The following is a 26,166-nucleotide window of genomic DNA, read 5'->3' on the forward strand; positions in this document are numbered from 1 at the left end:
CGGTGGCACAGAGTTAACCAGGAGTTATTATGACTGAATATGCAATTATCGCTGGCGGCTGTTTCTGGTGTACAGAAGCAGTCTTTAAACAGATTAACGGTGTGGAATCGGTAGAAAGTGGCTATATCGGGGGCCATGTAGCCAACCCGACCTATCGCCAGGTTTGTACCGGCGAAACGGGCCACGCGGAAGCCATTCGCTTAGGTTTCGATCCGGAAAAAATCAGCTACGGTGATTTGCTGGATATCAGCTTCGCCACGCACGATCCTACCCAGCTAAACCGTCAGGGTAACGATATCGGCACTCAGTATCGCTCGGCGATTTTCCCAGCCAATGAAGCTCAGGCGGTGGAAGCGAAAGCGGCGATTGCCCGTGCGCAGGTTGATCATGACGAACCGGTCGTCACCACTATTGAAAGCGATGCACAGTGGTATCCTGCTGAAGATTATCACCAGAACTACTGGGAAGGCGAAGGGCAGGAAAACCGCTATTGCCTGGCGGTCATCCCGCCAAAACTACAAAAACTGCATAAGCGTTTCGCTGACCGCACCAAATAAGTCAGACAGGATGGGCGCGTGGCCCATCCTGTCTTCATCGCGTTAAAGCTGTCGGCTGCGTAAACGCAGGCCAACCAGCAGCGCTACTACCAGCAGCAGAGCAATAAATACGGCAATTCCCTGCCAGCCAAATTTGTGCCAGAACACGCCTCCCAGCGTTCCCGCCAGGCTTGAACCTAAATAATAACTGAACAGATAAAGCGACGATGCCTGACCTTTCGCACGCCGTGCGCGAGGGCCAATCCAGCCGCTGGCGACGGAATGCGCCGCGAAGAAGCCTGCGGTAAACAGCATCATTCCCGGAAAAATAAACCACAGAGAATTCACCAGCGTAATCAGCACCCCAGCCAGCATAATCCCGGTCGAGAACAGCAGCACGCTGGCGCGGCCATATTTTGCCGTCATCGCACCCGCTTTAGGCGAACTCCACGATCCGGTGAGATAAACCACCGACAGCAGGCCAACAACGGCCTGGCTTAGCGACCAGGGCGGCGACAGCAGCCGGTAGCCAATGTAATTAAACAGGGTGACGAAAGCGCCCATTAGTAAAAAGCCTTCGGCAAACAGCAGCGGCAAACCGCTGTCACGCCAGTGCAGGCGAAAGTTGATCATCAAACTGCGAGGCTTCAGGGAGGCCGGGCGAAAATGGCGCGAAGGCGGTAAAATTTTCCAAAACATCAGCGCGGAAGCCAGCGCAAAACAGCCGATCGCCGCTATCGCCACGCGCCAGTTGGTAATATCGGTGATGACTCCGCTTAACAACCTGCCGCTCATGCCGCCAATGGAATTACCGCTGATATACAGCCCCATTGAAAAAGCGATCACGCTGGGATGAATTTCTTCGCTCAGATAGGTCATCCCCACGGCCGCCACGCCGCTGAGCGACAGCCCAATCAGCGCCCGCATAATTAAAATGCCATGCCAGCTGGTCATGGTAGCTGAAAGCAGGGTACAAACTGCGGCCAGCAACAGCGCGGTCACCATTACCGGCTTGCGTCCAATGGCATCCGAAAGCGGCCCGGTAATCAGCAAGCCCAGCGCCAGCAGACCGGTAGAAATAGAGAGCGACAGGCTGCTGGTAGCCGGAGAAACGCCAAACTCCTGGGTTAAAACCGGCAAAATGGGCTGCACGCAATACAACAAGACAAAGGTGGCCAGTCCGGCGGAAAAAAGCGCCAGGGTGACACGCATAAATTCTGGCGTGCCACGTTTAATAAACAGCGGGGGCGTGGCGCTGTTTGTAGCGCGAGGGCGAGTAGAACGTTGAATGGCGGAGCGTCGTTCAGCACCGTTGTCGGCCACGATGCTGCGAGATGAGTGGTTCACTGCGATCCCTTAAAAAGAAGAAAAATTATACTGTTAACTGTAAGCCCGGCTTAATATGATGTCTAATCTATTAATAATCTTGAATGATACGTTTAAAATATGAATATTGAGCTTCGTCATCTGCGCTACTTCATTGCCGTGGCGGAAGAGCTGCATTTTGGTCGTGCTGCCCAGCGCCTGAATATCTCGCAGCCGCCGCTCAGCCAGCAAATTCAGCAGCTGGAACAGCAAGTTGGTGCCAGGCTGTTGGCCCGTACTAACCGCAGCGTGCAGCTCACCGCGGCGGGCGAGCAGTTTCTTAGCGATGCCCGCCAGATTATGCAAAACGTGACCAACGCGGCGGATAAAGCCGCGCGGCTCCATCGCGGTGAGGAAGGTGAACTGCGGATTGGTTTCACCTCTTCCGCGCCGTTTATCACCTCCGTTTCTGATGCGCTGTATACCTTTCGCCAGCGCTACCCCGGCGTGCATATTCAAATGCAGGAAATCAATACCCGACAGCAGCTGGCGCCGCTCAATGACGGCAGGCTGGATCTGGGCGTGATGCGCAACACGCCGTTGCCAGAGACGCTATCGCACCAGCTGATGCTGCGCGAGCCCCTTTGCGCGGTGGTTCATCGGGCGCACAGGCTGGCGAATCGGGCCACGCTTTCCATAACCGAGCTGGTGGGCGAACCGTTCGTCTTTTTCGATCCTCAGGTGGGAACCGCTTTATATGCCGAAACCTTAACGCTACTGGAGCGTTACAGCGTTTCGCCTAACATTGCTCAGGAAGTCGGCGAAGCGATGACTATTCTCGGGCTGGTCGCGACCGGACTGGGCGTTTCAATTCTTCCTGCTTCGTTTCGGCGGGTGCGCCTGGAAGATGTCAGCTGGATTACGCTGAGCGAGCCAGACGCGTTATCCGAGGTCTGGCTGGTCTGGTCAAAACGGCGTGAAATGAGCGCGGCAACCCGGCAAATGATCCGGCTGCTGTTAAATAATCAGCAGAATGAATTTTCAAGCCGCATAACCTGAATATGTGCTCTGAATCACAGTATAAATCAAACCGTTGACGTGCTGCCGGAACTGTTTCACCATGGGCCAGTGATTTATTTTGAGGCGCGAAAATAAGCGGGAGGAGGCGGGTGATAGCGGACAGTCAGCCTGGGCACATTGACCAGATCAAACAGACCAATGCAGGCGCGGTATACCGGCTGATCGATCGGTTTGGCCCCATTTCGCGCATTGAATTAGCCAAAAAGGCCCAGCTGGCCCCGGCCAGCATTACTAAAATCGTGCGTGAGATGCTGGAAGCGCATCTGGTGCAGGAAACGGAGTTTCAGGAGATCGGCAGTCGTGGACGCCCCGCTGTCGGCATAATCCTGGACACGGTGGCCTGGCATTACCTTTCTGCCCGCATTGGCAATGGCGATATCACGCTGGCGCTGCGAGATTTAAGCAGCCAGCTTATTGTTGAGGAAAATCTGCCGCTGCCGGTGGACGATCCGCTGCCTTTAATCACGCGCATTATTAATGAAATCGACCGCTTTTTTATCCGTCACCAGCGCAAGCTGGAACGCCTCACCGCGATTGCCATTACGCTTCCCGGTATATTGGATGCCAGACAGGGCATCGTGCACCGCATGCCTTTTTATCCGGTGAGGGATATGCCGCTCGGCAGCGAGCTCGAAAAGCATATTGGCGTGCCGGTTTATATCCAGCACGATATCTGCGCGTGGACGATGGCAGAAGCGTTATATGGCGCTTCTCGCGAAGTCAGTAACGTTATTCAGGTCGTGATCGATCACAATGTTGGCGCGGGCGTCATTGCTGATGGCCGGTTATTACACAGCGGCAGCAGTACGCTGGTGGAAATTGGACACACGCAGGTCGAGCCCTGGGGCAAACAGTGCTACTGCGGCAATCATGGCTGCCTGGAAACGGTAGCCAGCATTGAAAGCGTGCTGGAGCTAACCGCACAGCGCATGCAGTCTTCGCCGGAATGCACGCTGCACCAACAACCGCTGACCATCGAATCGCTGTGTGATGCGGCCCTGGCTGGCGATCCGCTGGCTAAAGATATCATTACCGGCGTGGGGCATAGCGTGGGGCGCATCCTGGCCATTATGGTCAACCTGTTTAATCCGGAAAAAATCCTGATTGGCTCGCCGCTGAACCGCGCGCAGGAAATCCTTCACTCTGCTATTACCGACTGCGTTCGCCGACAGTCGCTTCCCGCGTACAGCCAGCGCACCCGGGTTGAGCCGACGCATTTTCACAATCAGGGCACCATGCCTGGCGCAGCCCTGGTCAAGGATGCGCTTTATAACGGCACGCTGCTGGTCAAACTGTTGCAGGGTTAATCCTCTTTATCAAAAAAAATTGCGCTAACGCAAATTCAACGCTCGCTCGCTGACCTAAGATGATCCGTCTTAAATGTTAACAGTTGTTAATAAATAATCGTCAGGAGCGGACTCTCTACATGACCAGGTTAAAGCGAATATTCGTTACCGGTACCGATACCGAGGTGGGAAAAACGGTTGTTACCCGCGCGCTCTTGCAAAAGCTTGCAGAAGGCGGCAAGAGAGTGGCTGGCTACAAACCGATAGCAAAAGGGAGCCAGCAAACCGAGCAGGGGCCACGGAATAAAGATGCGCTGATATTGCAGGCATCCTCTTCTGTTATTTTGCCCTATGAATCGGTTAATCCATTAACCTTACTGGATGATAAAATCAGTACCAGCCGTGACATGGTGGTTGATTATGCCAGGCTAAGCGAGGGGTTGCAGTCGTTAAGCGTGCAGGCGGACCACGTTGTGGTGGAGGGAACGGGCGGCTGGCTTAGCTTAATGAACGATCTGCGCCCGCTTTCTGAATGGGCCGTTGAGGAGCGCCTGCCGGTGATTATGGTTGTGGGGATCAAACTGGGTTGCATCAGCCACGCGTTGCTTACCGCCCAGGCGGTGATTAATGACGGGTTGCCTCTGTTGGGCTGGGTGGCAAACCGCATCAACCCGGGGCTGGCGCACTATGCAGAAATTATCGAAGTCTTAAGCAGCAAGATCCCGGCGCCTCTGCTGGGCGAGCTGCCTTATTTACCGAAACCTGAACGGCGGGAGCTGGCAGGCTATCTCGATTTAAGTCAGGTTTAATGGCGGTCACAGCGGTGCGCTCGCGCCGCTGCACAAACCTTTTCGGCCTTTCTCAGATCTGTTCCGCACGCGCTCCCCGTTCGTTCGCTATTTTCCTCAGCGTTAAAGTCCCTTTCTCGCCATAATCTTTGCTGCCGATCGCACAATTCGGAAACACTGCAAGCCAATCCAGGCCAGACTAAAAGCACTATGAAAAAAGGATGCTTATGTCAGAAACAGCTCAAACACAGGTCGCGCACCGTCACTGGATATTGATTGCCGCGATGCTGGCGATGTTTATGGCCGCCATTGAGGTCACCATTGTCGCGACGGCGATGCCAACTATCATTGCGGAACTGGGCGGCTTTTCCCAATTTGGCTGGGTTTTTTCCATCTATTTACTGACGCAGGCCGTTAGCGTCCCCATTTATGGTCGGCTGGCCGATCTCTGGGGCCGGAAACGGGTATTCTTTTTTGGCACCTCGCTGTTTTTGGCCGGTTCGGTACTGTGTGGATTTTCCACCAATATGGGCTGGCTGATCCTGTTTCGGGCACTCCAGGGATTGGGCGCGGGTGCCATTATGCCGTTAACGGCAACCATCATCGCCGATGTCTATGCACCGAAAGAGCGGGCGGGGATCCAGGGCTGGCTCTCCAGCGTCTGGGGCGTTTCGGCGATTGTGGGGCCACTGACCGGCGCCTGGCTTGTACAGCATTTTAACTGGGCGCTGATCTTTTGGGTTAACGTGCCCATTGGCATAGTTTCTATGCTGATGTTGGCACGCTGGTTTCCTGAGCCAGACAGCCATAAAAAACAAAAGCTCAATCTGGCAGGCAGCGGCTGGCTGATGCTCTCCGTGACTGCGCTTCTGACGGCTCTGCTTCAGGCTGAAATGCTGGGCTACTGGGTGCTTGCGCTGCTTGCTGTGGCGGCCATCGCCGGTTATGCGCTGGTCAGACATGAAAAGCGTTCTGGCGAACCGCTGTTTCCGCTGGCGCTGTGGCGAAGCCGTACCATTGTTGCCGGTAATGCAGGAAACCTGATTATCGGCGCAGCGATGATGGGCATCAGCGCATTTTTGCCTGGCTGGATCCAGGGCGTGAATGGCGGTACGCCGCTCCAGGCGGGAAGCGCGCTGGCGATGATGTCAATCGGCTGGCCGCTGGCGAGCACGCTTAGCGGTAAACTGATGCTGCGGACTTCTTACCGTTTTACCGCGCAGCTTGGCTCGCTGTTGCTGATCCTCGGCACCGCAATGCTGCTGACGCTGCACAGCACCAGCTCGCTGGTGCATGCGGGGCTGTCTGCCTTTGTCATCGGTACCGGCATGGGCATGACCAGCACCACCTTCCTGATCGCCGTGCAAAACAGCGCGGAATATTCCATTCGGGGGATTTGTACAGCATCGATCATGTTCAGCCGCATGCTGGGTTCCGCGTTGGGCACCGCCGTGATGGGGGCGGTACTTAATTACAATCTGATGCTGCGGCTCCCGGAGTTTAAAGATCCTGTGCAGCAGATTATCTCTACCAGTCAGCGAGAGGCGTTACCGCACGCCAGTCTGCAACATATTATCGAGCAGACGGCTTCTTCACTGCACTGGGTGTTTGCGGTGTCGGTGGTAATTGCGTCAGGAAGTATGCTGGTGGCCAGAGCGATTCCCTCAGGCAGGCCAGAATAGAAAAGGGCTGCAATCGCAGCCCTTGAAGAGAAAACTTACGACGAAGGTGCGTCCTGAGAGGTGCCGGTATTTGCCGGAACCGGGGCGTCACCTTCGGCGCCACGCTTATAAACGATTTTCTGGCTATCGTTTTCGCAGTGTCCAACAACCTGACCGCCAGCCTGTTCGGCCTGATCGTTGGGAACGATTTCCAGCGTAAAACCGTTTGCCGGGACGCCGTTATTGATAATTTTCTGGTTAATGTCCGCTTTTACCGTTTCGCAAGATGCCTGCACCGCCAGCGGAGTGGCGATAATCAGCGCGGTTAATATCCACTTCTTACCTTTCATCATCCTGTCCTTTTGCGTGAATTCAGCGGTAACTATAGCAGCAATATTTCATCAGGGCGTGACGGGGCGTCCGGTACGGCGATCGAGACAGCGCAGGGTATTGGCTTCCCAATAAGCGTTAACGTTCAGACTCTGATCGCAGGCGTCACGCGTATCAATGGCACGGTCGTCTTTATCGAAATCTTTTTCGGCACGCAGATTCTGTTTGCTGCGCAACCGGTGGGTTTCGTCCCACTGCTGTTTTTGCTGACGCGCCTGCTCGTTGGTCAGTGCGCTACTGCCGTCCTGAATAATCAGCGTATCCGTTTTGGCCTGCGCCTGTTGCAGGCTAAACAGCGTGGCGAACAGTACCAGCGGCAAAGCGGCTTTGCTCAGCGTTTTTAACCAGACTTTACTCGTTTTCATCTTCGGTTCCTTTTCACTTCCAACGGACAGCCGACCCGAGCGGCTGCGACGATCGCTTGCAATAGTATATCATCAGCGCTGGCAGGCTAACCACTCAGCCCGCCCGATCGTTGACGTTTCAGAGAGGAAGTATGTTAATAAAAACCACACTGCTGTTTTTTCTTACCGCGCTGGCCGAAATTATTGGCTGTTTTTTGCCCTGGCTGTGGCTGAGAAAAAACGCGTCTGTTCTGGTGCTGATACCTGCCGCCGCCAGTCTCGCGCTGTTTGTCTGGCTGTTGACTTTTCATCCCGCTGCCAGCGGTCGCGTTTATGCCGCTTACGGCGGCGTTTATGTCGTTACCGCTTTGTTATGGCTGCGCTTTGTCGACGGCGTCCGGCTAAGTTACTACGACTGGACGGGCGCAGCAGTGGCATTTTGTGGCATGTTGATTATCGTGGCAGGGTGGGGAAAAGCGTAGCCGGCTGCAAAATCGTATTCCGGCTAAGGCAGGCCCAGATGGCTGATAAACCTGAGCCTGCACTCTCAACAATTTGTACTGTTTTGCCGCCGGATCTGGCAGGCGGCGGCACAGCGCCTTATCAGGATTTATGCACTTTAAGGCCCGCCAGCGTTTGGCCAACCGGCATCATTTCCAGCGTATTAATATTGACGTGTTTCGGCAGCGTAGCGACCCAGTAAACCGCTTCGGTAACGTCTTCTGCGGTCAGCGGTTCTGCGCCGTCATACACGCTGTCCGCTTTCGCATCGTCACCTTTAAAGCGAACGTTAGAAAACTCGGTGCCGCCCACCAGGCCCGGCTCGATATCGGTAACGCGCAGCGCCGTGCCGTGTAAGTCAGTGCGCAAGTTCAGGCTGAACTGACGGACAAACGCCTTAGTCGCGCCATAAACATTACCGCCTGCGTAAGGCCAGCTGCCGGCAATCGAACCCAGGTTAATAATATGACCAATATTGCGTTCCACCATCGCGGGCAGCACGGCGCGGGTCATATAGACCAGGCCTTTATTATTGGTATCGATCATCGCTTCCCAGTCATCCAGGTTTGCTTTGTGCGCCGGTTCAATACCCAGCGCCAGGCCGGCGTTATTAACCAGCACATCGATGTTACGCCACCCGGCGGGCAGACTGGCCAGCGCTTCTTCAATGCCTGCGCGATTACGCACGTCCAGTTGCAGGGTATATAGCGCGTCGCCCAGCTCCTCTTTCAGGCTCTGCAAACGTTCCTGGCGACGGCCGGTGGCAATAACCTTGTGTCCCTCAGCGATAAAGCGGCGGGTGATACTCTCTCCGAAGCCAGCGGTAGCGCCAGTTACAAATACAATCATCTCACTGTTCCTCAACACATTTTGGGTTTTAATCACCATATCATTTCCATCATGAACTGATAAGAACGGATTGGTTATGATTAATAAGAAAAAATGCACGATGCTGGTGCGTTTCAGAACACCCTTGCGATGTTATGGTGCGTCTGAAAACGCCTTGTTGCGGTTTATTCACTCCTGTAATCCCTTATAACGGCATGGCAATCGTTTGCTCACGCAGGCAACCGTTTGCGCATACGATTGGCCGGTAAGTCGCGCCTTTTTAAACGGGTTCTCTTATAATTAACTGAAAAATAAAGGCTAATTTAAATTTTCCAGCTGGCACGGCATTTGCAATTACCTCTTAAGGTTATCACCTGCGCTAATAAAGCGAGGGCCAGCGGCCCTCCCGGAAGGAATTGCTATGTCAGTGTCCATTACTCAGGCTATTCGGGGCAGTTTTTTTGATATTGCCGCCACGGTCAGTCATCCACGGCAGTTGCCGGAGCAGGCCCGCTATATTGAAGACGGTTTATTACTGCTTAATGGCGGCAAAATTATTTCGCTCCAGCGCTGGGAAGAAGGGCAGCATCAGCTAACCGATGCCGTTACAGTGACAGATTATCGCGGCAAGCTGATTGTGCCGGGCTTTGTTGATACGCATATTCACTATCCTCAAACGGAAATGATTGGCGCCTTTGGCGAGCAGTTACTGGAATGGCTCCAACAATATACTTTCCCGACCGAGCGTCAGTATCACTGTCCCGACTATTCGGCAAAAATGTCGGCGTTTTTTCTGCACCAGCTGCTGAGTAACGGTACAACTACTGCTTTGGTGTTTGGTACCGTACATCCTCAGTCGGTAGAGGCGCTGTTCAGCGCGGCGGAAGCACTGGAAATGCGCCTGATCGCCGGGAAGGTCATGATGGATCGGCACGCGCCTGAATATCTGACCGAAACGCCGGAGCAGAGCTATGACCAGACGCGTGAACTGATTGAGCGCTGGCATAAGCGGGGCCGTCTCGGCTATGCGTTAACGCCACGCTTCGCGCCAACCTCATCACCTGCGCTACTGGCAAAAGTGCAACAGCTGAAAACGGAATATCCCGATACCTGGATGCATACGCACCTGAGTGAAAACCCGCAGGAAATCGCCTGGGTAAAAGCGCTGTTTCCCGATCACGACGGCTATCTTGACGTTTATCACCAGTATCAGTTAACCGGGCGTCGCAGCGTGTTTGCACATTGTGTGCACCTGGCGGAAGAGGAGTGGGATTGCCTGCATCATACCCATTCCGCCATTGCTTTCTGTCCAACCTCGAATCTGTTTCTCGGCAGCGGGTTGTTTAATCTGCAAACCTGCTGGGATAAAGGCGTGAAAATGGGCATGGGTACCGACGTTGGCGCGGGCACCACCTTTAATATGCTGCAAACGCTGGGGGAAGCCTACAAAGTTGGCCAGCTTCAGCATTACAAACTGGCGGCGTACGAAGCCTTTTATCATGCCACGCTTGGCGGCGCCCGGGCGCTGGATCTGGATGATCACATCGGCAATTTCACTGCCGGTAAAGAGGCCGATTTTGTGGTGCTGGATCCGGCGGTTTCCGCGCTCCAGCAGATGCGTTATGCCAACAGCCGCGATATTTGTGAAAAACTGTTTGTGCTGATGACGCTCGGGGACGACCGCAATATCGCCCACACCTGGGTGAACGGCAAATGTGTCTGGCAGCAGCAAAAAGAGGAGAAAGCCGCATGATCCAGTTTTTACTCAATCAGGCCTTAGTCAGCGAAGCGGCAATCGATCCAAACCTGACCGTGCTGAATTATTTGCGCCAGTACAAGCGTCGCAGCGGGACAAAGGAAGGCTGTGCCTCCGGTGACTGTGGTGCCTGTACCGTCACGCTGGGTCGCGTCGAAAACGGTGAAATGGTGTATGAAACCGCCAACAGCTGCATGACTTTTGTCAGTACGCTACAAGGCAAGCAGCTGATTACCGTCGAGGATTTGCAGCAGGCAGGCAAACTCCACCCGGTGCAACAAGCGATGGTGGATTGCCATGCTTCGCAGTGCGGGTTTTGCACGCCCGGCTTTGTTATGTCGCTGTTTACGCTGCAAAAAAACAGCACGGGCTGGCAACAGCATCAGGCCGAGCAGGCGCTGGCAGGAAACTTATGCCGCTGCACCGGCTACCGGCCGATTGTCGATGCGGCCCGCAAGGCTTGTCATCACCCCGAGCCGGATAGCTTCCGCCAGCAGGAGGCCGAGACCGTAAAACGTCTGAGCGCGCTGAAAACCGCCGAAGTGCAGGAAATAGCATGTAACGCGCATCGTTGCCTGTTACCGAAAACGCTGGATCAGCTGGGCGATCTGTTAAGCGAACATCCCGAAGCGAAGCTGCTGGCAGGCGGCACCGATCTGGCGCTTCAGGTAACGCAACACGCTAAAGCGTTGCCGTTGCTGATTGCGCTGGAACAGATTGATGAACTAAAAACCTGTCGGGCAGAGGCCGAAGAATGGGTGATTGGCGCTGGCGTTTCGTTACAGCAGTGCCAGCTGTGGCTGCGCGAGCATATTCCGTCCTTTGCGCGGATCCTTGAACGTTTCGCCTCGCTGCAAATCCGCAATCAGGGAACGCTTGGCGGCAATATTGCTAACGGCTCGCCGATTGGTGATACGCCACCGATGCTGCTGGCGCTTAACGCCTCGCTGGAATTGCAAAAGGGTGGCAGGGTGCGCCGCCTGCCGCTGGCAGACTTTTTCCTCGGCTACCGACAAACTGCGCTACAACCCGGCGAATTTATTCGCGCCGTTATCATTCCAAAAGTGACGGCGTCACAAAATTTCCGCGCGTGGAAGGTTTCTAAACGGCTTGAAGATGATATCTCTGCGGTTTTCGCTGCTTTTGCACTGGAAATCGACAGCGACAACCGTGTAACGCAGGCGCGTATTGCCTTCGGCGGCATGGCCGACATACCGAAAAGGGCGTTGCACTGCGAACAACAGCTGTTGGGAAAACCCCTGACGCTGCAATCTGTCGAACAGGCATGCCGCGCGCTGGAACAGGATTTTACGCCGCTGAGCGATTTTCGCGCCAGCGCCCGCTACCGCTTACAGGTGGCTAAAAACCTGCTGCGTCGTTATCACGCGTCGTTTTCTGACGAGCTGCAACTGGTGGAGGTTTCCCGCTATGTCTCATAATCGTCCGGAAGTAGCTGAAGAAGTGATTGCCAGACAATACCGGGAAGGCATCCAGAGCGGCGTCGGCAAAAGCAACAAGCATGAAAGTGCGGCAAAACACGTCTCGGGTGAAGCTGTCTTTATTGACGACAAGCTGGAGTTGCCTGGCATGCTGCACCTCTCTCCCAGGCTGAGCGAGCATGCCCACGCTCGTATCCGCCACATTGATACCGCGCCTTGCTATGCCATTCCGGGTGTCGTTAGCGTTTTGAGCTGGCAAAACGTGCCGGGCGAGCTGGATATCGGGCCGCTGGAACCTGGCGATCCCCTCCTGGCGAAGGATGTGGTGGAGTATGCCGGCCAGATTGTGCTGGTCGTTGCCGCTGAAACGCCACACGCGGCGAGGCTGGCAGCCGATGCCGCGGTTATCGAATACGATCTGTTGACCCCCGTTCTGGACGTCAGAGAAGCGCTGGAAAAACAGCATTTTGTTCAGCAGCCTCATGTGCATCAGCGCGGTGATGTGCAGGCGGCGCTGTCACGAGCGGCACATCGCTTACAGGGCGAATTTCATATCGGCGGTCAGGAGCATTTCTATCTGGAAACCCAGGTAGCGATGGTGATCCCGGGAGAAGACCAGTCGCTACAGGTTTTCTCCTCTACCCAAAACCCGACCGAAGTGCAAAAGCTGGTGGCTTCGGTGATGGGTATCACTATGAACAAAGTGACCATTGATATGCGCCGGATGGGCGGCGGCTTTGGCGGTAAAGAAACGCAGGCCGCCGGCGTGGCCTGCCTGTGCGCGGTGGCAGCGCGCCTCACCGGTCGCCCGGTAAAAATGCGGCTTGGACGGCGGGACGATATGCGCATCACCGGCAAGCGGCATCCTTTTTACGTGCGCTACGATGTCGGCGTAGATGAGCAAGGGCGCTTTTGCGGCGTCAAAATCGATTTGGCGGCCAACTGCGGTTATTCGCTGGATCTCTCCGGTTCAATCGTCGATCGGGCCATGTTCCACGCGGATAACGCCTATTATCTCGGGGATGCGCTGATCACCGGCTATCGCTGCCGTACTAACACCGCCTCCAACACCGCCTATCGCGGTTTTGGTGGGCCTCAGGGCATGGTCGCCATTGAACAAATTATGGATCATATCGCCCGCAGGCTGACGCTGGATCCGCTGGAAGTGCGCAAGCGCAATTACTATGGCAAAGAGACGCGCAATATCACCCATTATCACCAACGGGTTGAAGATAATCTGCTGGATGAAATGACTGAAATGCTTGAAACCAGCAGCGATTATGCGGCACGCCGGCGGGAAATCACCCTGTTAAACCAGAACAGTGCCTGGCTGAAGCGCGGTCTGGCGCTAACGCCGGTAAAATTCGGCATCTCTTTTACCTCCAGCTTTCTTAACCAGGCCGGTGCGCTGATCCTGATCTATACCGACGGCACGGTGCAGCTCAATCACGGCGGCACGGAGATGGGTCAGGGACTGAACACGAAGGTCGCGCAGATCGTCGCGCAGGTGCTGCAAATCGATGTCGATCAAATTCAGATCACCGCAACCGACACCGGCAAAGTGCCAAACACGTCACCCACCGCAGCGTCCAGCGGTGCAGATTTAAACGGTAAGGCGGCGCAAAACGCGGCGGAAATTCTTCGCGACCGGCTGATCGGCATGCTTTGCCAGCTGCACAGCTGTAGGGCAGATGAGGTCAGCTTTAGCAACGGCATTGTCAAAGTGCAGGAAAAACATTTTACCTTCCCCGATGTGGCGCAAATGGCCTGGCTCAATCAGGTGCCGCTTTCAGCCACCGGCTATTACAAAGTGCCCGGCATTCATTACGATCGTGAAGCGGGCCGCGGCACGCCGTTCTACTATTTTGCCTATGGCGCCGCCTGCGTGGAGGCGCTTGTCGATACGCTGACCGGTGAATACCGGCTGCTGCGGGCGGATATCCTGCATGACGTGGGCGCTTCGCTGAATCCGGCTATTGATATTGGTCAGGTGGAAGGCGGCTTTGTGCAGGGCGCTGGCTGGCTAACCTGCGAAGAGCTGGTGTGGAATGCGCAAGGCCGGTTGATGACCGACGGCCCGGCCAGCTATAAGATCCCGGCCATCGGCGATGTGCCGCCCGATCTGCGGGTGACGCTGGTGGAAAACCGCAAAAATCCCAAAGACACGGTGTTTCACTCAAAAGCGGTAGGCGAGCCACCCTTTATGTTAGGCATTGCGGCCTGGTGTGCGATTCAGGATGCGGTGGCCAGCGTGGGCAATTATCAGCAACACCCGCTGCTGGACGCGCCAGCCACGCCGGAAAGGGTGTTTTGGGGAATGGAAAAAATGCGGACGGAGGCGGCTCATGAACGTTGATGACTGGATCACCGCACTGGCTTCACTCCGTGAAAAACGCGAGCCCTGTGTGTTGCTCACCGTGCTGGAGGACAAAGGTTCGGTGCCGCGCGATTGCGGCAGCAAAATGATTGTCACCGCCGGACGAACTTACCTGACTATCGGCGGCGGCCATCTGGAGTTTCAGTGTCTTGCTATCGCCCGCGAGATGCTCAACCAGCGTCATCCTCAGCCTAAAAGCGAACATTTCAACCTTGGCGCGCGCCTCGGGCAATGTTGCGGCGGCATGGCTACCGTCCTGTTTGAACCGCTGTTGCAGACGCAGCCGCAGATCGTGGTTTTCGGCGCCGGTCATGTCGGACAGGCGCTGGTCAATTTGCTGGCTACGTTACCCTGTCACGTATACTGGGTCGACGAGCGTCAGGCGCAGTTTACCGACGTGCCAGCGGGCGTGACGGTTTGCTGTCAGGAAGATCCGTGCGATCAGGTCAGGCTGATGCCGCCAGACAGTTACTACGTGGTGATGACGCATCACCATCCGCGCGATCTTGAATTATGCGAAGCCATTCTTAAGCGCGGCGATTATCACTATTTTGGCGTGATAGGCTCACAAACCAAGCGCCAGCGGTTTAGCTATCGCCTTGAGGGGAAAGGGTTCAGTCCGCAGCAGCTGGCAACCATGCGCTGTCCGATTGGTTTGCCGGATGTAAAAGGGAAGCTGCCCGCAGAAATTGCCGTGGCGGTGGCGGGTGAAATCATCGCCAGCTATCAGCAGCAACATCTTCTCTGAGAAAGTTGCTGCCTGAGCGGCCCGCACGGCGGGGGCGGGAGCCGCTCAGAAATATTATTCAGGTGAGACGGTAAAAGTCGATGGTCACGCCGTCGGGCGTACGCTGGCCGGTACTGACGAAGACCGATTCCGTTAACCATGCTAAAGCCGGATCGTAGATTTCAAATGACGGCACGGTGCGAAAATAAAGTTCTTCAGTAGGGATACTGCTGAAAAAACGCATATCCTCATCGAACAGTCGGGAGCGGAACGCTTCCGGCACGCGACGAACCCCGTTATTTTCTATATAAACAGGGCCATGGTCAGTTTTTAGCGCGTAACGGGCCGAGAGCTTACACAGACCGTCGGGCATCACAATCTGGCTGTCAACGCCGCCAGCCATTACTTCTCCGTTCAGTTTTCCGCTCACCGTTCCGGAAAGGACAGGGATCAGCTGTCGCTTCCCGTACTCGCTGCTGTTCGAGACAATCTCAGGTTTCCCTACGTTCACTTTCACTGAAAAACTGTATTCAAGATCGGGTTTCATTTCACTTTCCTGGCAAGGTTCAGCCTTTTTCCTGTAGCGTGGCGGTCATATTTCTTAATGACACCGGCCAGTCGCCCGGCCAGTTGTACTTATCCTTAATGATTTTCGCGCTGTATTCCAGGCAAATTTTTACCGGCAGATCGGGATAGATCCGTTCCATTTCAGCGATTAACGCCTCGCTGGTGCCGACACGCTGCAACACGTTAAGAAAGTCCTGGATATATCTGCGGGTAAAACCGATGGCGGAAGGGCTAAAATTGCCCGGAAGGCTTGAATGGCCAGGCACAACGGCTTCAGGTCGCAATGCTTCAATGATATCCAGGCTTTGCATCCATTGTGCGATACGTTCCGGCGTGCGCATATCCGCTATCCAGACATGGGCGTTATTAAAGACCAGATCGGACGCGATAAGGGTTTTAAGAGAGGGGATCCACAACGGAGCAATCGTTATGCAGTCACCGCTCATCTGGCCGAGGATTTTGATCTCATGACCTTCGAGATAAAGCGTGTCCTCTTCGACTGGCCTGACTGCAAATTTTGTTTTTGCCCCATTTTTCTGCAAAACTTCCCGCCCCCAGTAATCGATTTTAAAATCGAAAGCGTCGTTAACATCACTGGCGACGGTTTTACAGGAAATAACGTCAGCATCAGGAAAAACCTGTTTGATCACCTCCAGCCCCAGAAAATGGTCCGGGTGCAGGTGGGTAATAAAAATCCTTTTCAGCTCCCGTCCGCTTTCAATAATATCAGCCACCAGCCGGTGTGCATTCGCCAGGGTAAATTGCGCATCAACCAACAGGGCTTCTTTCTTCCCCATGATCAGCGTGGAGCTGACGCCAAAACCATCGTGCTTATCACTGCTGATAAAAACCTGGGTGGATAAGTCCATTTACGATCCTCTTGTTGGCTAAAAGGAGGCGCTGGAATGCCTCCCTGAGATTACTGACAGAGTAGTGGCAGGGGGAGAGCAAAAGCGCGCTCCCTTTTCGCTGATTAACGCAGATTGTCCGGGAAGTTGGCTGGCAGCTCGCTCGCCGCACAGTTTATGACGCTGTCATCGTCAGGGCCACAATCGCGAACGAAAGTGATGGTAGCGAACTCATCAATCACTTCGGTAGGATAAGCCGGGCCAGCTTCGCGATAGCGTTCCATCTCGGCGATGTGCTCATTCTGGAAACAGACGGTTTTCTCCGGATTGTTCATTACCCAACGTGGGAAGAAAATCGTGCCGTGGAACAGGTTGTCACCGAGGTTTGCAATCAGGCTGACGTCAGTACCGGTAGGCTCAGTCCAGGAGATTTTGTAGGTCTCCTGACCGACGCGGACGATATAAGCACGCTGATCTTTTACCCAACGGTTGCCGACCAGCCCGCTGTGAATACGGTAGTCCAGCGTCTGTTCATTTTTCACGTAAATTTCATAATTCCAGCCGTTGTCGTAGGTATAAACCAGGTGTTTACCAACGAAACCACTAAGATCCTGTTTATCGAATTTGCTCATGATTTATTCTCCTTCATTGAATGGCTTTAGATTATCATTCTGAATTTTCGATGAATAATGCTATTTTTAAATCAAACCTATCGAAATTTTGGATGAGTATGCACAAATCAACGCTGGAACAGTGGAGCCTCTTAGATAAGGTAGTCGAGCTTGGCAGCTTCGCCAAAGCTGCGGAAGCCACCTGGCGCAGCCAGTCCTCCGTGAGTTACAACCTGGCTTCGCTACAGGAGAAGCTGGGTGTGGCACTGTTGCAGACCGAGGGCAGAAGAACCGTGCTAACGCCCGCCGGTGAGGTGCTGCTCAGTCAGGTTCGCCCTCTTTTAAAATCTTTTTATTATCTGGAAAGTTCTGCGGCCTCGCTTCGCGAGGGTACCCGCACCAGGCTGGAGCTGGTGGTCGATAATATTTTTCCCCGCAGCCGCCTGTTTGCCGTATTACGCGAGTTTCAGCAGCAATATCCTCATACTCAGGTCAACCTGACCGAAGTGCTGGAAAGCGAGCCGCTGTTGACGGAAGCGGATGTGATGGTACTGAGCCGCAGGCAGGATATGAGTGGGCGCGGCGAGTGGCTGATGAACATTGATTTTGTGGCGGTGGCGCATGCCGATCATCCGCTGCATCACCAGCCGCAGCCGCTAAATGAAGACGATCTGGCATCCTGGCCGCTCATCCGCATCGTCGGACGCGAAGCCAAAGCGGGTATCGATGAAACGGGTGCGGCTCAATGCTGGACATTCTCCACGATTGACGCAGCAATCGAAGCCATTACCTGGCAGGTGGGCTATGGCTGGCTGCCTGAAGAGCGCATTGCCCAACAGTTAGCGAATGAAACGATAAAAATTTTACCTCTCGCGCATGGAATAAGACGCGCCACGCCGCTGCATTTAATTGTCAAAAAAGAGCTGGTTGCCATCGACCAGCAAATTCAGACGCTGTTAGCACTGTTTATAAAAGCCGGGCAGCGTTAACCGATTGGCTTGGGAGGATTATCGGCCTATGCTGAAGTCTTGCGAAGACAAGGAGATAACCATGCAATCGAATCCATTCAGCCAGCCAGGCACGCTGCCTTTTCAGGCGCCGCCTTTCGATAAAATTTTAGAGAGCGACTACCGTCCCGCCCTCGAAGAGGGCATGCGTCAGAAGCGCGAAGAAGTGGAGGCGATTGCCAGCCATCCTGATGCCCCCACCTTTGCTAACACTTATCAGGCGCTTGAACTGAGTGGGCAAATGCTGAAGCGCGTTGAAAACGTCTTCGGTGCCATGACCTCCGCCAATACCACCCCTGGACTGCAACAGCTTGATGAAGAGATGTCGCCAAAGCTGGCGGCGCTGGATGATGACATCAAGCTAAACAGCCAGCTGTTTGCCCGGCTGGACAGCGTTTATCAGCAGCGTGCAACGCTATCGCTGGATGCCGAATCGCTGCGGCTGGTGGAGGTCACCTGGCAGGCCTTTCAGCTGGCGGGTGCCAGCCTGACAGAAGAGAAAAAAGTGCGCTTAAAAGCCCTTAACCAGCAGGCGGCGACGCTGGGCGTACAGTTTACCAATCGCCTTCTGGCCGCAACCAAAGCGGGCGGCGTGGTGGTCAACGATCTCGCGCAGCTGGCGGGACTCTCCGGGGCGGAAATCAGCGCGGCGGCGGAAGCCGCAGCAGAAAAAGGCCTGACCCACAGCTGGCTGCTGGCCTTGCAAAACACCACGCAGCAGCCGGATCTGCAAAGCCTCAGCAATCGTGACACGCGAGCCGCTCTTTTTAGCGCTGCATGGAACCGTGCTGAAAAAGGCGACGAAAACGATACGCGTTCGCTGGTATTACAGCTGGCGGCGCTGCGGGCGGAAAAAGCGGCACTGCTGGGCTTTACCAGCTTTGCAGCCTGGAGCATGGAAGATCAGATGGCGAAAACGCCGCAGGCCGCGCTGGAATTTATGCGGGAAATCGTACCGGCCGCGACGGCCAGAGCCACGCGTGAAGCGGCCGATATTCAGGCAGTGATCGACAGCCAGCCAGCACCGTTTAAACTCGCGGCGTCAGACTGGCTGTTTTACGCCGAGCAGGTGCGACGCGCCAAATACGATCTTGATGAAAGCCAGGTCAAACCCTATTTTGAACTGAATAAAGTCCTGGAAAATGGCGTTTTCTGGGCTGCAACACAGCTGTTTGGCATTACCTTTGCGCCCCGTACTGATATTCCGGTTTACCATCCTGACGTCCGTGTTTATGAAATCAGCGACAGTAATGGCGAAGCGATGGCGCTGTTTTATACCGATTTCTTTAAGCGGGACAACAAAGGCGGCGGCGCCTGGATGAGCAACTTCGTCGATCAGTCCACGCTGCTGGGCACGCGTCCGGTCATTTACAACGTTTGCAACTACAGCAAGCCTGCGGCAGGCCAGCCCGCGCTGATCTCCTGGGACGATGTTATCACCCTGTTCCACGAATTCGGCCACACGCTGCACGGCCTGTTTGCCGAACAGCGCTATCCGAGCCTGTCCGGCACGGCCACGCCAAGGGATTTTGTTGAGTTCCCTTCGCAGTGTAACGAGCACTGGGCCAGCGATCCGCAGGTGTTCAAAAACTATGCCCGACACTACCAGACCGGCGAACCGATGCCCGCTGAGCTGCATGAGAAAATCAATCAGGCCAGCAAATTCAACAAGGGTTACGACATGACCGAACTGCTGGCTGCCGCGCTGCTGGATATGCACTGGCACAGCCTGCAAAGCGGTGAGAAAGTCACGGACGTGGGCAGTTTTGAGGCTGACGCATTGCGGCAGGAGAAGCTGGATCTTGACGCTGTACCACCGCGCTATCGCTCCAGCTACTTCCAGCATATCTGGGGCGGTGGCTACGCTGCCGGTTACTACGCCTATCTGTGGACACAGATGCTGGCGGATGATGGCTTCGAGTGGTTCCGTGAACAGGGAGGGTTAAGCCGCGAAAACGGGCAGATCTTCCGCGAAAAAATCCTTTCACGCGGCAATAGCGAAGACCTGAAAAAATGCTATTCAGACTGGCGCGGCAGGGATCCCGAGATCGAAGCGATGTTGATCAACCGGGGGCTGAAAGACGCGTGAATCCTTCATATCAACGCCGCAAACTGCTGATCGCCGCCGCCGCAATGCCATTGCTTGTCGGCCTTAGCCCGCTTTTAGCGCGGGCTGAGGCTGACTCGTTATCTCAGCAATTAGCCAGTCTGGAACGGGAGGTGAATGGCCGAATCGGCCTGGCGCTGCTGGATACCCACACCGGCGAAAAGCTCACCTACAGAGGCGATGAACGCTTTCCTCTGTGCAGTACTTTTAAACTGCTGGCCGCGGCGGCAGTTTTACGCCGTAGCGAGCAGCAGCCTGATTTGCTGCTGCAAAGGATGCACTGGACGCCAGCCGAACATCTCGCTTATATGCCGGTGACGGAAAAGCATCAGGACGAGGGCATGACCCTTGAGGCGTTGTGCCTTGCCGCCTTGCAGTACAGCGATAATCTGGCTGGCAATCTGCTGCTGAAAACGCTGGGCGGCCCGGCGGGGATCACCGATTTTGCCCGTGGTTTGGGTGATAACGTCACGCGCCTGGACAGAAACGAGCCTGCGCTGAATACGGCGGTGCCCGGCGATCTGCGTGATACTACGTCGCCGCTGGCGATGCTGGGCAACCTCAACACGCTGCTGCTCGGATCGGGCTTAGCGCCTTCGTCGCAGGAAAAACTGGCCAGCTGGCTGAAGGGCAACACCACCGGCAAGAAAGCCATCACCGCTGCCGTTCCCGCGGGCTGGATAGTGGGCGATAAAACCGGCAGCGGCGACTATGGCACCACCAATGACGTTGCTATCCTCTGGCGACCGGACGCTACACCTTTGCTAATGGCCATTTACTTTACCCAACAAGGCAAAGACGCGCGTTCACGCCAGGATGTGCTGGCAAAAACAGCGCGGCTGGCGCTGGCGGCGCTGAAAGCATAACCTCGGCACAATTTATTGCCATTAAATATATACCTAAGTACTATAGTTATTAGGATTGAGGGTAAGGATACATGCTCTTATTATAGGGAAATAATAAGTATGGAGATTTATGTTTTGAAGGTGTTCGACAAGAACACTAAAGGTGACGGCATTGATGACACCATACTGTGCACGGCCGCACAGGAAGTCATAAACGGGGTGTATGAGGCGAGCTTAGGTGGCGGTGTATTTAAGAAACGCATCCCGCTTCCTAACACGGGTAAAAGCGGTGGGGCACGTACGGTTGTTGCGTTTAAGGCAGGAAATTGCCTGTTCTTTATGAACGGTTATGCGAAGTCAGGCACCAGCAGTTATGGCAAAGAGATTCCGGATGATGCTCTTAAAGCCTATAAAAAACTTGCCGCTGATTTGTTTGGTATGACACAAGCGCAGATTGACGCTCAAGTGAAAGCGAAAACGATGCGAGAGGTAAAATGCGATGGTTGATCATCTAAAAGATTTGCAAGAAATGGCGCATGAAATGGTCCCTCAAGGCGGCATTTCTGAAGACACAGTAAACTACATTGATGCGCGGGTGAAACTGCGCGAACTGCGCGCTCAGCTGCCAGCCATTATCGAGATGAATGGTGAGGCGATCCGCGCGCTGCGTGGCCGCTTTAATCTCAGCCAGGCCATGCTGGCTGAGTACGTGAATATGTCTGTTATGACTGTTTCAAAATGGGAAAGAGGGGAGAAAAAACCGAACGGTGCAGCTCTCCGTGTGCTGAGCACTCTCCTTGAAAAAGGCCCGGAAGTTTTCAGGATTTAACCGAGCATTGTATTCCTGAATCAGATATTGAGGCCGAGTATTTCACTATACATAACCGAACTAAAGCCCGTTTACGCGCAAGCAAAAACGGGCTTTCGGCATCCTGAAACCGCCTACGCCAGCGGGCCGCCCTGAATGGTGTCGCACATGCCGTGAATAATGCGTTCGCCGGTTTCGCTCTTCAGTTCTTCATACCACTGCTCGGTGATCGCCATCTCTTTGCCGTGCGTCACGTCACAACGCTTACGCGCTTTCAGCACCAGATCTTTAACCCGATCGGCACGCTTGTGCTGATAGCGCAGCAGCGCATCTTCAATGCCAAGCGAGTTGCTTTGCAGGCTGTTAGCCAGCACCACCGCATCTTCCATTGCGGCGCAGCCGCCCTGACCAATATCGGGCGTAGTGCTGTGCGCGGCGTCACCCAGCAGCGCCACGCGGCCTCTTACCAGCTGAGGGAAGGGATCGATATCGTGGATTTCAATCCGGTTAGTGGTTTCTGGCTCAATCAAATCGATCAGCTTTTGCACGGGCGCCGCCCAGCCGCTGAAATAGCGTTTCAGATCGTCGCGCAGGGTCGCCCGATCCTCCGCCAGTCCCGCAGGCAGCGGCACATCAAAAAAGAAATAGAAGCGGTTACGGGCGACCGGCATCAGGGAAACGCGTTTGCCTTCACCGACAAAGGTGGTCCACTGCGTGGCAGGGGCAATGGCCTCATCGATGGTTACCAGGCCGTTCCAGTTAACGTATCCGGCATAGCGACGCTCCACTTTATGACCCAGTACATAAGGGCGCACCACGGAATGGGTGCCGTCGCAGGCAATCAGTAAGTCGCCGCTGGCCTGAGTACCGTCGGCGAAAAAAGCCGTTACGCCATGTTCATCCTGCTCCACGCGGGCAACACGTTTGCCAAATTGCACCTGTTCGCGGCCATACGTCTCCAGCAACATCGCCTGAAGCTCGGCCCTGGCAACCGGGTAAGGGCGTTCACCCGCATCCTGTACCAGCGGATCGAGGCTGAACTGCGTCAGCGTCGTGCCGTCACGAAAATCGTTATAGGCCATCGTCTGCATTGGGCCGCCCAGCGCGCGCAGCGGTTCCTTCATGCCCAGGAAATTGAGGCACTTGACGCCGTTCGGCCAGATGGAAATAGCGGCACCAACCGGTTTAATTTCCTGCACTGCCTCAAATACCGCCGTTTCAATACCGAACCGTTGCAGCGCAATGGCGGTACACATGCCGCCGATACCGGCACCAATCACAATTGCTTTCATCCGCTTCTCCTTTCAAGATATCAGCAAAATTAAGCAATTTTTGTACCAGATGTTTTCAGCCGTTCAGGCCGGTAAATACGGGGTTCTGAAACAATCGTTTCACTGCGTGACTGCATCAACAGGATGCATTGCACAATAAAAGTGCATAGCGACTGAAACCTTTGCAATTAATGCACAGGGTGTTTGGCAAGCGCAGCGTAATTTGTCACAGTGAGTCTTCACTCATCACGGAGGGGGTAACATGGCGACCATAGCCTGTTTGCACGCGGCCCGCAGTAATATCGACATTTATGAGCAGGCGTTACAGGTGCTGGAATATGATGATATCCAGCTGCTGCATCGCGTTGAGGATCGGCTTTTTGAACAGGCGCTGGCCAGCAACGCGCTGACGCCTGACATTGCTGATGCTACCCGTCAGGCAATTGAAGAGATGTGCCAGCATGCGGACGCGGTGATTGTCACCTGCACCACGCTGGGGGCCAGTGCGTGTGACGCCAGTCAGTTTAGCAAGCCGGTGTTTCGCGTGGATGCGACGCTGGCAAAAGCGGCCTCGCGTTATCATGGCTCAATTCTGGTGCTCTGCACCGCGCATTCCACCCTTGAGGCGACTCAGCGTATCTTTGCCGCGTTTATTCCTGGCGAGCGGCTGGCGGTTGAGTTGATCCCGCGTGCATGGGCGTTTTTTAACAGCGGCGATGAAGAAGGCTATTATCGCCAAATAGCCGACTATATTAAGCAGCGGCCGGAATGCTCGCTGGGCTGCATCGTGCTGGCTCAATCCTCAATGGCGCGGGCTGAAAAATATATCAACAGCACCCTGGCCGTGCTGACCGGCCCGGAAGTGAGTTTGCAGACGGCCATTGAGGCGATTATCTGAGCAGTTGTTTCTGAAACGTTAAAAAAAATACCCGCCGGACAGCAAAGCGTTTTATGGTGTAAGTCCCCAAACCGGCCATTTTTTCAGGAAAGAGACTATGTTCGATATGACGCTGCTGATCTTATTGTGCCTGGCAGCCCTGAGTTATTTCAGCCACAACCTGACCGTGGCGATCGCGCTTTTAGTGTTGATCGTCATCCGCATGACGCCGCTTAACAGCCTTTTTCCCTGGGTTGAAAAACAGGGCGTTACCGTCGGTATTGTGATTCTGACTATCGGCGTTATGGCACCCATCGCCAGCGGTGCCATTCCCACCAGCACGCTGCTCCACTCGTTTTTACACTGGAAATCGCTGCTGGCCATCGCCATCGGTATTTTTGTCTCGTGGGTGGGAGGACGCGGCGTGACCTTAATGAGCTCGCAGCCTACCATTGTCGGCGGATTGTTGATTGGCACGATCGTTGGCGTATCGCTGTTTCGTGGCGTGCCGGTGGGGCCGCTGATCGCAGCCGGGCTGGTTTCGCTGTTCCTGGGCAAGTTATAGCGGCTTGCGTCGCCATATCACTCTGATTTCTGCTATGATTGCGCTCTTTTTTTCAGGCAGGAGATGCGGGTGAGCACCAAACAGGACAAGCGCAATAAGCGCGCCAAACTTAAAGCTAAACAGGCGAACAATGCGCGAGCGCGCGGCAAGCAGCTGGATGCGGTAGGGCGTCAAAGCTACCAGGCCACGCCGGAAATGCTGGCGCTGTTCGATACGTTGCCACCGCTGGATGAGAATGGCGAGATGCCTTTTGTCGCCGACGTGTATCGCTGGTCAGCCGAAGAATATGGTTTTGATGGCACCAGCCGTGAAAACGATATGCTGCAGGTTGCAGCGCTTTGCGTGCTGTACATCCACTGGCGCACCAGTGAGGGTTCGACTTCGCTGATGCAAAATGAAATGATCGAAGCGGCCATTCGCCTGACCGAAGAGAACGACGCCTTTAAAACGCAGTACGAAGCGGCGGAAACGGCACAAAACCAGTAGATTTGTCGGGCGGTGTACGCATTTTGCGGTTCGTCGTGTGGCAGGCATAAAAGGGAGCGAGGATGGCTTCACATCCGACAATGAACGACGTTGCCCGGGAAGCCGGGGTGGGCGTCGCGACGGTAGACCGGGTGATTAACCGCCGTGCGCCGGTTAAACCCGCCACGCAGCAGCGGGTAATGGATGCCGCCCGCAGGTTAGGTTTTAGCGCCGGAAAAGGGATGACATCCTCTGCCGTGCCTTGTCGGCTGGGCTTTATTTTGCTGGACAGCGGCGCGGAATTTTACCGTCAGTTCAGCGAGCAGCTGCGCTTCCATGCTGAGCGTTCAGCGCACATTGCCGCTAATCCGCACTTCGTCTGGCTAAGTATCAATGCCAGCCAGCAAATTGCCGACGCAATCGTTGAGCTGGCGGGCCGTGTCGATGTGATCGGCATCGTCGCAACGGACAATCCCGTGGTGAATCAGGCGATCAACCATGTGCAGGAGAAAGGCGTACGCGTCTACACCCTGTTCAGTGAACTGACCGCGAGCGGCTGCGCAGGTTATATGGGGCTGGATAACCGCAAAGCCGGACGTACGGCAGCCTGGATGATCTCCCGCTTGTGCAAACGGCCGGGTAAAATCGGCATTTTGTTGGGCGATCACCGTTTTCTGTGCCAGGAGATGGCGGAGATCGGCTTCCGTTCCTGGTTTCGCGAAAAAGCCGCAGAGTTCGATATTCTGGAACCGCTGCGCAGCTATGAAGACGATGGGATGGCAGAGCAGGCAACGCACACGATGCTCGAAGAAAACAGTGATTTAGTGGCGCTGTACGTGCCGAGCGGAGGCGTGGACGGCGTGGTTCGCGCACTGCTGGCGGCTAAAAAACAGCAGAGCAGAACGCTGACGGTTGTCTGTCACGGGCCGATTGCCCACGCGCAACAGGCGCTGCTGGAAGAAGTGGTAGACGTCTTTATCTGGCACAGAATGCCGGCGCTTGCAGCAGAGATAATCGCCGCCATTGCGGACGATTTCGTTCACGAAGCGCGCGGTAATCAGCAGCGCTATTTGCCGTTCGACATTCTTACCGTTGAGAACTTTTAGGCTGATTTTCGTTTTCTGACCGCTGAAAAGTTCTGGTCTGGTTGTCGCTTCTTCACCGTTCAGCCCTTACC

General features: G+C 54.9%; 27 protein-coding genes. 19 read left to right on the forward strand and 8 right to left on the reverse strand.

Annotated features, from left to right (window positions below; genetic code table 11):
• The first annotated feature begins 26 nt into the window (after positions 1 to 26).
• On the forward strand, positions 27 to 557 hold the full coding sequence (msrA, locus tag EHV07_RS10015) for a peptide-methionine (S)-S-oxide reductase MsrA (RefSeq protein WP_147197495.1): 531 nt from the start codon (positions 27 to 29) through the stop codon (positions 555 to 557).
• Positions 558 to 599: 42 nt separating this feature from the next.
• Here msrA and EHV07_RS10020 read toward each other — a convergent pair whose 3' ends face one another.
• A complete protein-coding gene (locus EHV07_RS10020; RefSeq protein ID WP_254446352.1) occupies positions 600 to 1,826 on the reverse strand; it encodes an MFS transporter in 1,227 nt (408 codons plus the stop codon).
• A gap of 156 nt (positions 1,827 to 1,982) precedes the next feature.
• Here EHV07_RS10020 and EHV07_RS10025 point away from each other — a divergent pair, with 156 nt between their 5' ends.
• The 4 genes from EHV07_RS10025 to EHV07_RS10040 all read left to right on the forward strand — a co-directional run bounded on the left by EHV07_RS10025 (position 1,983) and on the right by EHV07_RS10040 (position 6,677).
• Complete coding sequence (locus EHV07_RS10025) at positions 1,983 to 2,900, forward strand: LysR family transcriptional regulator (RefSeq protein WP_147197497.1); 918 nt, start codon at positions 1,983 to 1,985, stop codon at positions 2,898 to 2,900.
• A 110-nt stretch (positions 2,901 to 3,010) separates the two neighbouring features.
• Complete coding sequence (locus tag EHV07_RS10030; protein ID WP_147197499.1) at positions 3,011 to 4,228, forward strand: ROK family transcriptional regulator; 1,218 nt, start codon at positions 3,011 to 3,013, stop codon at positions 4,226 to 4,228.
• A gap of 119 nt (positions 4,229 to 4,347) precedes the next feature.
• Positions 4,348 to 5,016: a dethiobiotin synthase gene (bioD, locus tag EHV07_RS10035; RefSeq protein ID WP_147197501.1), complete on the forward strand. Its 669-nt coding sequence runs from the start codon at positions 4,348 to 4,350 to the stop codon at positions 5,014 to 5,016.
• Positions 5,017 to 5,222: 206 nt separating this feature from the next.
• Positions 5,223 to 6,677, forward strand: coding sequence for an MDR family MFS transporter (locus tag EHV07_RS10040; protein WP_147197503.1), 1,455 nt, complete (start codon positions 5,223 to 5,225; stop codon positions 6,675 to 6,677).
• 35 nt (positions 6,678 to 6,712) lie between these two features.
• Here EHV07_RS10040 and EHV07_RS10045 read toward each other — a convergent pair whose 3' ends face one another.
• Positions 6,713 to 7,009, reverse strand: coding sequence for a DUF1161 domain-containing protein (locus EHV07_RS10045; protein ID WP_147197504.1), 297 nt, complete (start codon positions 7,007 to 7,009; stop codon positions 6,713 to 6,715).
• Positions 7,010 to 7,057: 48 nt separating this feature from the next.
• Positions 7,058 to 7,411 (reverse strand): DUF1283 family protein, encoded by a 354-nt coding sequence (locus EHV07_RS10050; protein WP_147197506.1) that lies wholly within the window; start codon positions 7,409 to 7,411, stop codon positions 7,058 to 7,060.
• Positions 7,412 to 7,542: 131 nt separating this feature from the next.
• On the opposite strand from EHV07_RS10050, the gene EHV07_RS10055 reads away from it, so the two are divergent.
• Positions 7,543 to 7,872, forward strand: coding sequence for a YnfA family protein (locus EHV07_RS10055; RefSeq protein ID WP_147197508.1), 330 nt, complete (start codon positions 7,543 to 7,545; stop codon positions 7,870 to 7,872).
• Between the two features lie 121 nt (positions 7,873 to 7,993).
• Here EHV07_RS10055 and ydfG read toward each other — a convergent pair whose 3' ends face one another.
• Positions 7,994 to 8,740, reverse strand: a complete 747-nt coding sequence (ydfG, locus tag EHV07_RS10060) for a bifunctional NADP-dependent 3-hydroxy acid dehydrogenase/3-hydroxypropionate dehydrogenase YdfG (protein WP_147197510.1) — start codon at positions 8,738 to 8,740, stop codon at positions 7,994 to 7,996.
• Positions 8,741 to 9,140: 400 nt separating this feature from the next.
• Between ydfG and guaD the strand changes: the two genes are divergently transcribed.
• The 4 genes from guaD to xdhC are packed head-to-tail and all read left to right on the forward strand — an operon-like array spanning position 9,141 to position 15,039.
• A complete protein-coding gene (gene guaD, locus EHV07_RS10065; protein ID WP_147197512.1) occupies positions 9,141 to 10,472 on the forward strand; it encodes a guanine deaminase in 1,332 nt (443 codons plus the stop codon).
• A complete protein-coding gene (gene xdhA / locus EHV07_RS10070) occupies positions 10,469 to 11,914 on the forward strand; it encodes a xanthine dehydrogenase small subunit (RefSeq protein ID WP_147197514.1) in 1,446 nt (481 codons plus the stop codon). The genes guaD and xdhA overlap by 4 nt, the downstream gene beginning before the upstream one ends.
• A complete protein-coding gene (xdhB, locus tag EHV07_RS10075) occupies positions 11,904 to 14,270 on the forward strand; it encodes a xanthine dehydrogenase molybdopterin binding subunit (protein WP_147197516.1) in 2,367 nt (788 codons plus the stop codon). Before xdhA ends, xdhB begins: the two co-directional genes overlap by 11 nt.
• On the forward strand, positions 14,260 to 15,039 hold the full coding sequence (gene xdhC, locus EHV07_RS10080; RefSeq protein ID WP_147197518.1) for a xanthine dehydrogenase accessory protein XdhC: 780 nt from the start codon (positions 14,260 to 14,262) through the stop codon (positions 15,037 to 15,039). The genes xdhB and xdhC overlap by 11 nt, the downstream gene beginning before the upstream one ends.
• A 58-nt stretch (positions 15,040 to 15,097) precedes the next feature.
• Here the strand turns inward: xdhC and EHV07_RS10085 are convergent, their stop codons facing one another.
• From EHV07_RS10085 to EHV07_RS10095, 3 genes are all read right to left on the reverse strand, one after another.
• Positions 15,098 to 15,565, reverse strand: a complete 468-nt coding sequence (locus tag EHV07_RS10085) for a DUF3237 domain-containing protein (protein ID WP_147197520.1) — start codon at positions 15,563 to 15,565, stop codon at positions 15,098 to 15,100.
• A gap of 19 nt (positions 15,566 to 15,584) precedes the next feature.
• The gene (locus EHV07_RS10090; protein WP_147197522.1) at positions 15,585 to 16,454 is read right to left on the reverse strand and encodes an MBL fold metallo-hydrolase; all 870 of its coding nucleotides are present in this window, start codon (positions 16,452 to 16,454) and stop codon (positions 15,585 to 15,587) included.
• A gap of 104 nt (positions 16,455 to 16,558) precedes the next feature.
• Positions 16,559 to 17,065, reverse strand: a complete 507-nt coding sequence (locus EHV07_RS10095; protein WP_147197524.1) for a phenolic acid decarboxylase — start codon at positions 17,063 to 17,065, stop codon at positions 16,559 to 16,561.
• A 98-nt stretch (positions 17,066 to 17,163) separates the two neighbouring features.
• Between EHV07_RS10095 and EHV07_RS10100 the strand changes: the two genes are divergently transcribed.
• The 5 genes from EHV07_RS10100 to EHV07_RS10120 all read left to right on the forward strand — a co-directional run bounded on the left by EHV07_RS10100 (position 17,164) and on the right by EHV07_RS10120 (position 21,832).
• Positions 17,164 to 18,033, forward strand: a complete 870-nt coding sequence (locus EHV07_RS10100) for a LysR family transcriptional regulator (protein WP_147200585.1) — start codon at positions 17,164 to 17,166, stop codon at positions 18,031 to 18,033.
• Positions 18,034 to 18,094: 61 nt separating this feature from the next.
• Positions 18,095 to 20,140: a peptidyl-dipeptidase Dcp gene (gene dcp, locus EHV07_RS10105; protein ID WP_147197526.1), complete on the forward strand. Its 2,046-nt coding sequence runs from the start codon at positions 18,095 to 18,097 to the stop codon at positions 20,138 to 20,140.
• Positions 20,141 to 20,184: 44 nt separating this feature from the next.
• A complete protein-coding gene (bla, locus tag EHV07_RS10110) occupies positions 20,185 to 21,024 on the forward strand; it encodes a class A beta-lactamase (RefSeq protein ID WP_254446353.1) in 840 nt (279 codons plus the stop codon).
• Between the two features lie 99 nt (positions 21,025 to 21,123).
• A complete protein-coding gene (locus EHV07_RS10115; RefSeq protein ID WP_147197530.1) occupies positions 21,124 to 21,510 on the forward strand; it encodes a type II toxin-antitoxin system RelE/ParE family toxin in 387 nt (128 codons plus the stop codon).
• The gene (locus tag EHV07_RS10120; protein ID WP_147197532.1) at positions 21,503 to 21,832 is read left to right on the forward strand and encodes a DNA-binding transcriptional regulator; all 330 of its coding nucleotides are present in this window, start codon (positions 21,503 to 21,505) and stop codon (positions 21,830 to 21,832) included. Before EHV07_RS10115 ends, EHV07_RS10120 begins: the two co-directional genes overlap by 8 nt.
• Positions 21,833 to 21,945: 113 nt before the next feature.
• Here EHV07_RS10120 and hpxO read toward each other — a convergent pair whose 3' ends face one another.
• Entirely contained in the window at positions 21,946 to 23,103 is a 1,158-nt protein-coding gene (gene hpxO, locus EHV07_RS10125; RefSeq protein WP_147197534.1) for an FAD-dependent urate hydroxylase HpxO, read from the reverse strand.
• A 241-nt stretch (positions 23,104 to 23,344) separates the two neighbouring features.
• Between hpxO and EHV07_RS10130 the strand changes: the two genes are divergently transcribed.
• The 4 genes from EHV07_RS10130 to EHV07_RS10145 all read left to right on the forward strand — a co-directional run bounded on the left by EHV07_RS10130 (position 23,345) and on the right by EHV07_RS10145 (position 26,095).
• Positions 23,345 to 23,980 carry an aspartate/glutamate racemase family protein gene (locus EHV07_RS10130; RefSeq protein WP_147197536.1) on the forward strand — a complete coding sequence of 212 codons (636 nt, stop codon included), beginning with the start codon at positions 23,345 to 23,347 and terminating at the stop codon, positions 23,978 to 23,980.
• Positions 23,981 to 24,077: 97 nt separating this feature from the next.
• Entirely contained in the window at positions 24,078 to 24,524 is a 447-nt protein-coding gene (locus tag EHV07_RS10135) for a DUF441 domain-containing protein (RefSeq protein WP_147197539.1), read from the forward strand.
• A 69-nt stretch (positions 24,525 to 24,593) separates the two neighbouring features.
• Positions 24,594 to 25,010, forward strand: a complete 417-nt coding sequence (locus EHV07_RS10140) for a hypothetical protein (protein WP_147197541.1) — start codon at positions 24,594 to 24,596, stop codon at positions 25,008 to 25,010.
• A 62-nt stretch (positions 25,011 to 25,072) separates the two neighbouring features.
• Positions 25,073 to 26,095, forward strand: a complete 1,023-nt coding sequence (locus EHV07_RS10145; RefSeq protein WP_147197543.1) for a LacI family DNA-binding transcriptional regulator — start codon at positions 25,073 to 25,075, stop codon at positions 26,093 to 26,095.
• The last annotated feature ends 71 nt before the right edge of the window (positions 26,096 to 26,166 follow it).

It is taken from the genome of Pantoea sp. CCBC3-3-1 (genome assembly GCF_007981265.1).
Lineage (GTDB): Bacteria > Pseudomonadota > Gammaproteobacteria > Enterobacterales > Enterobacteriaceae > Erwinia.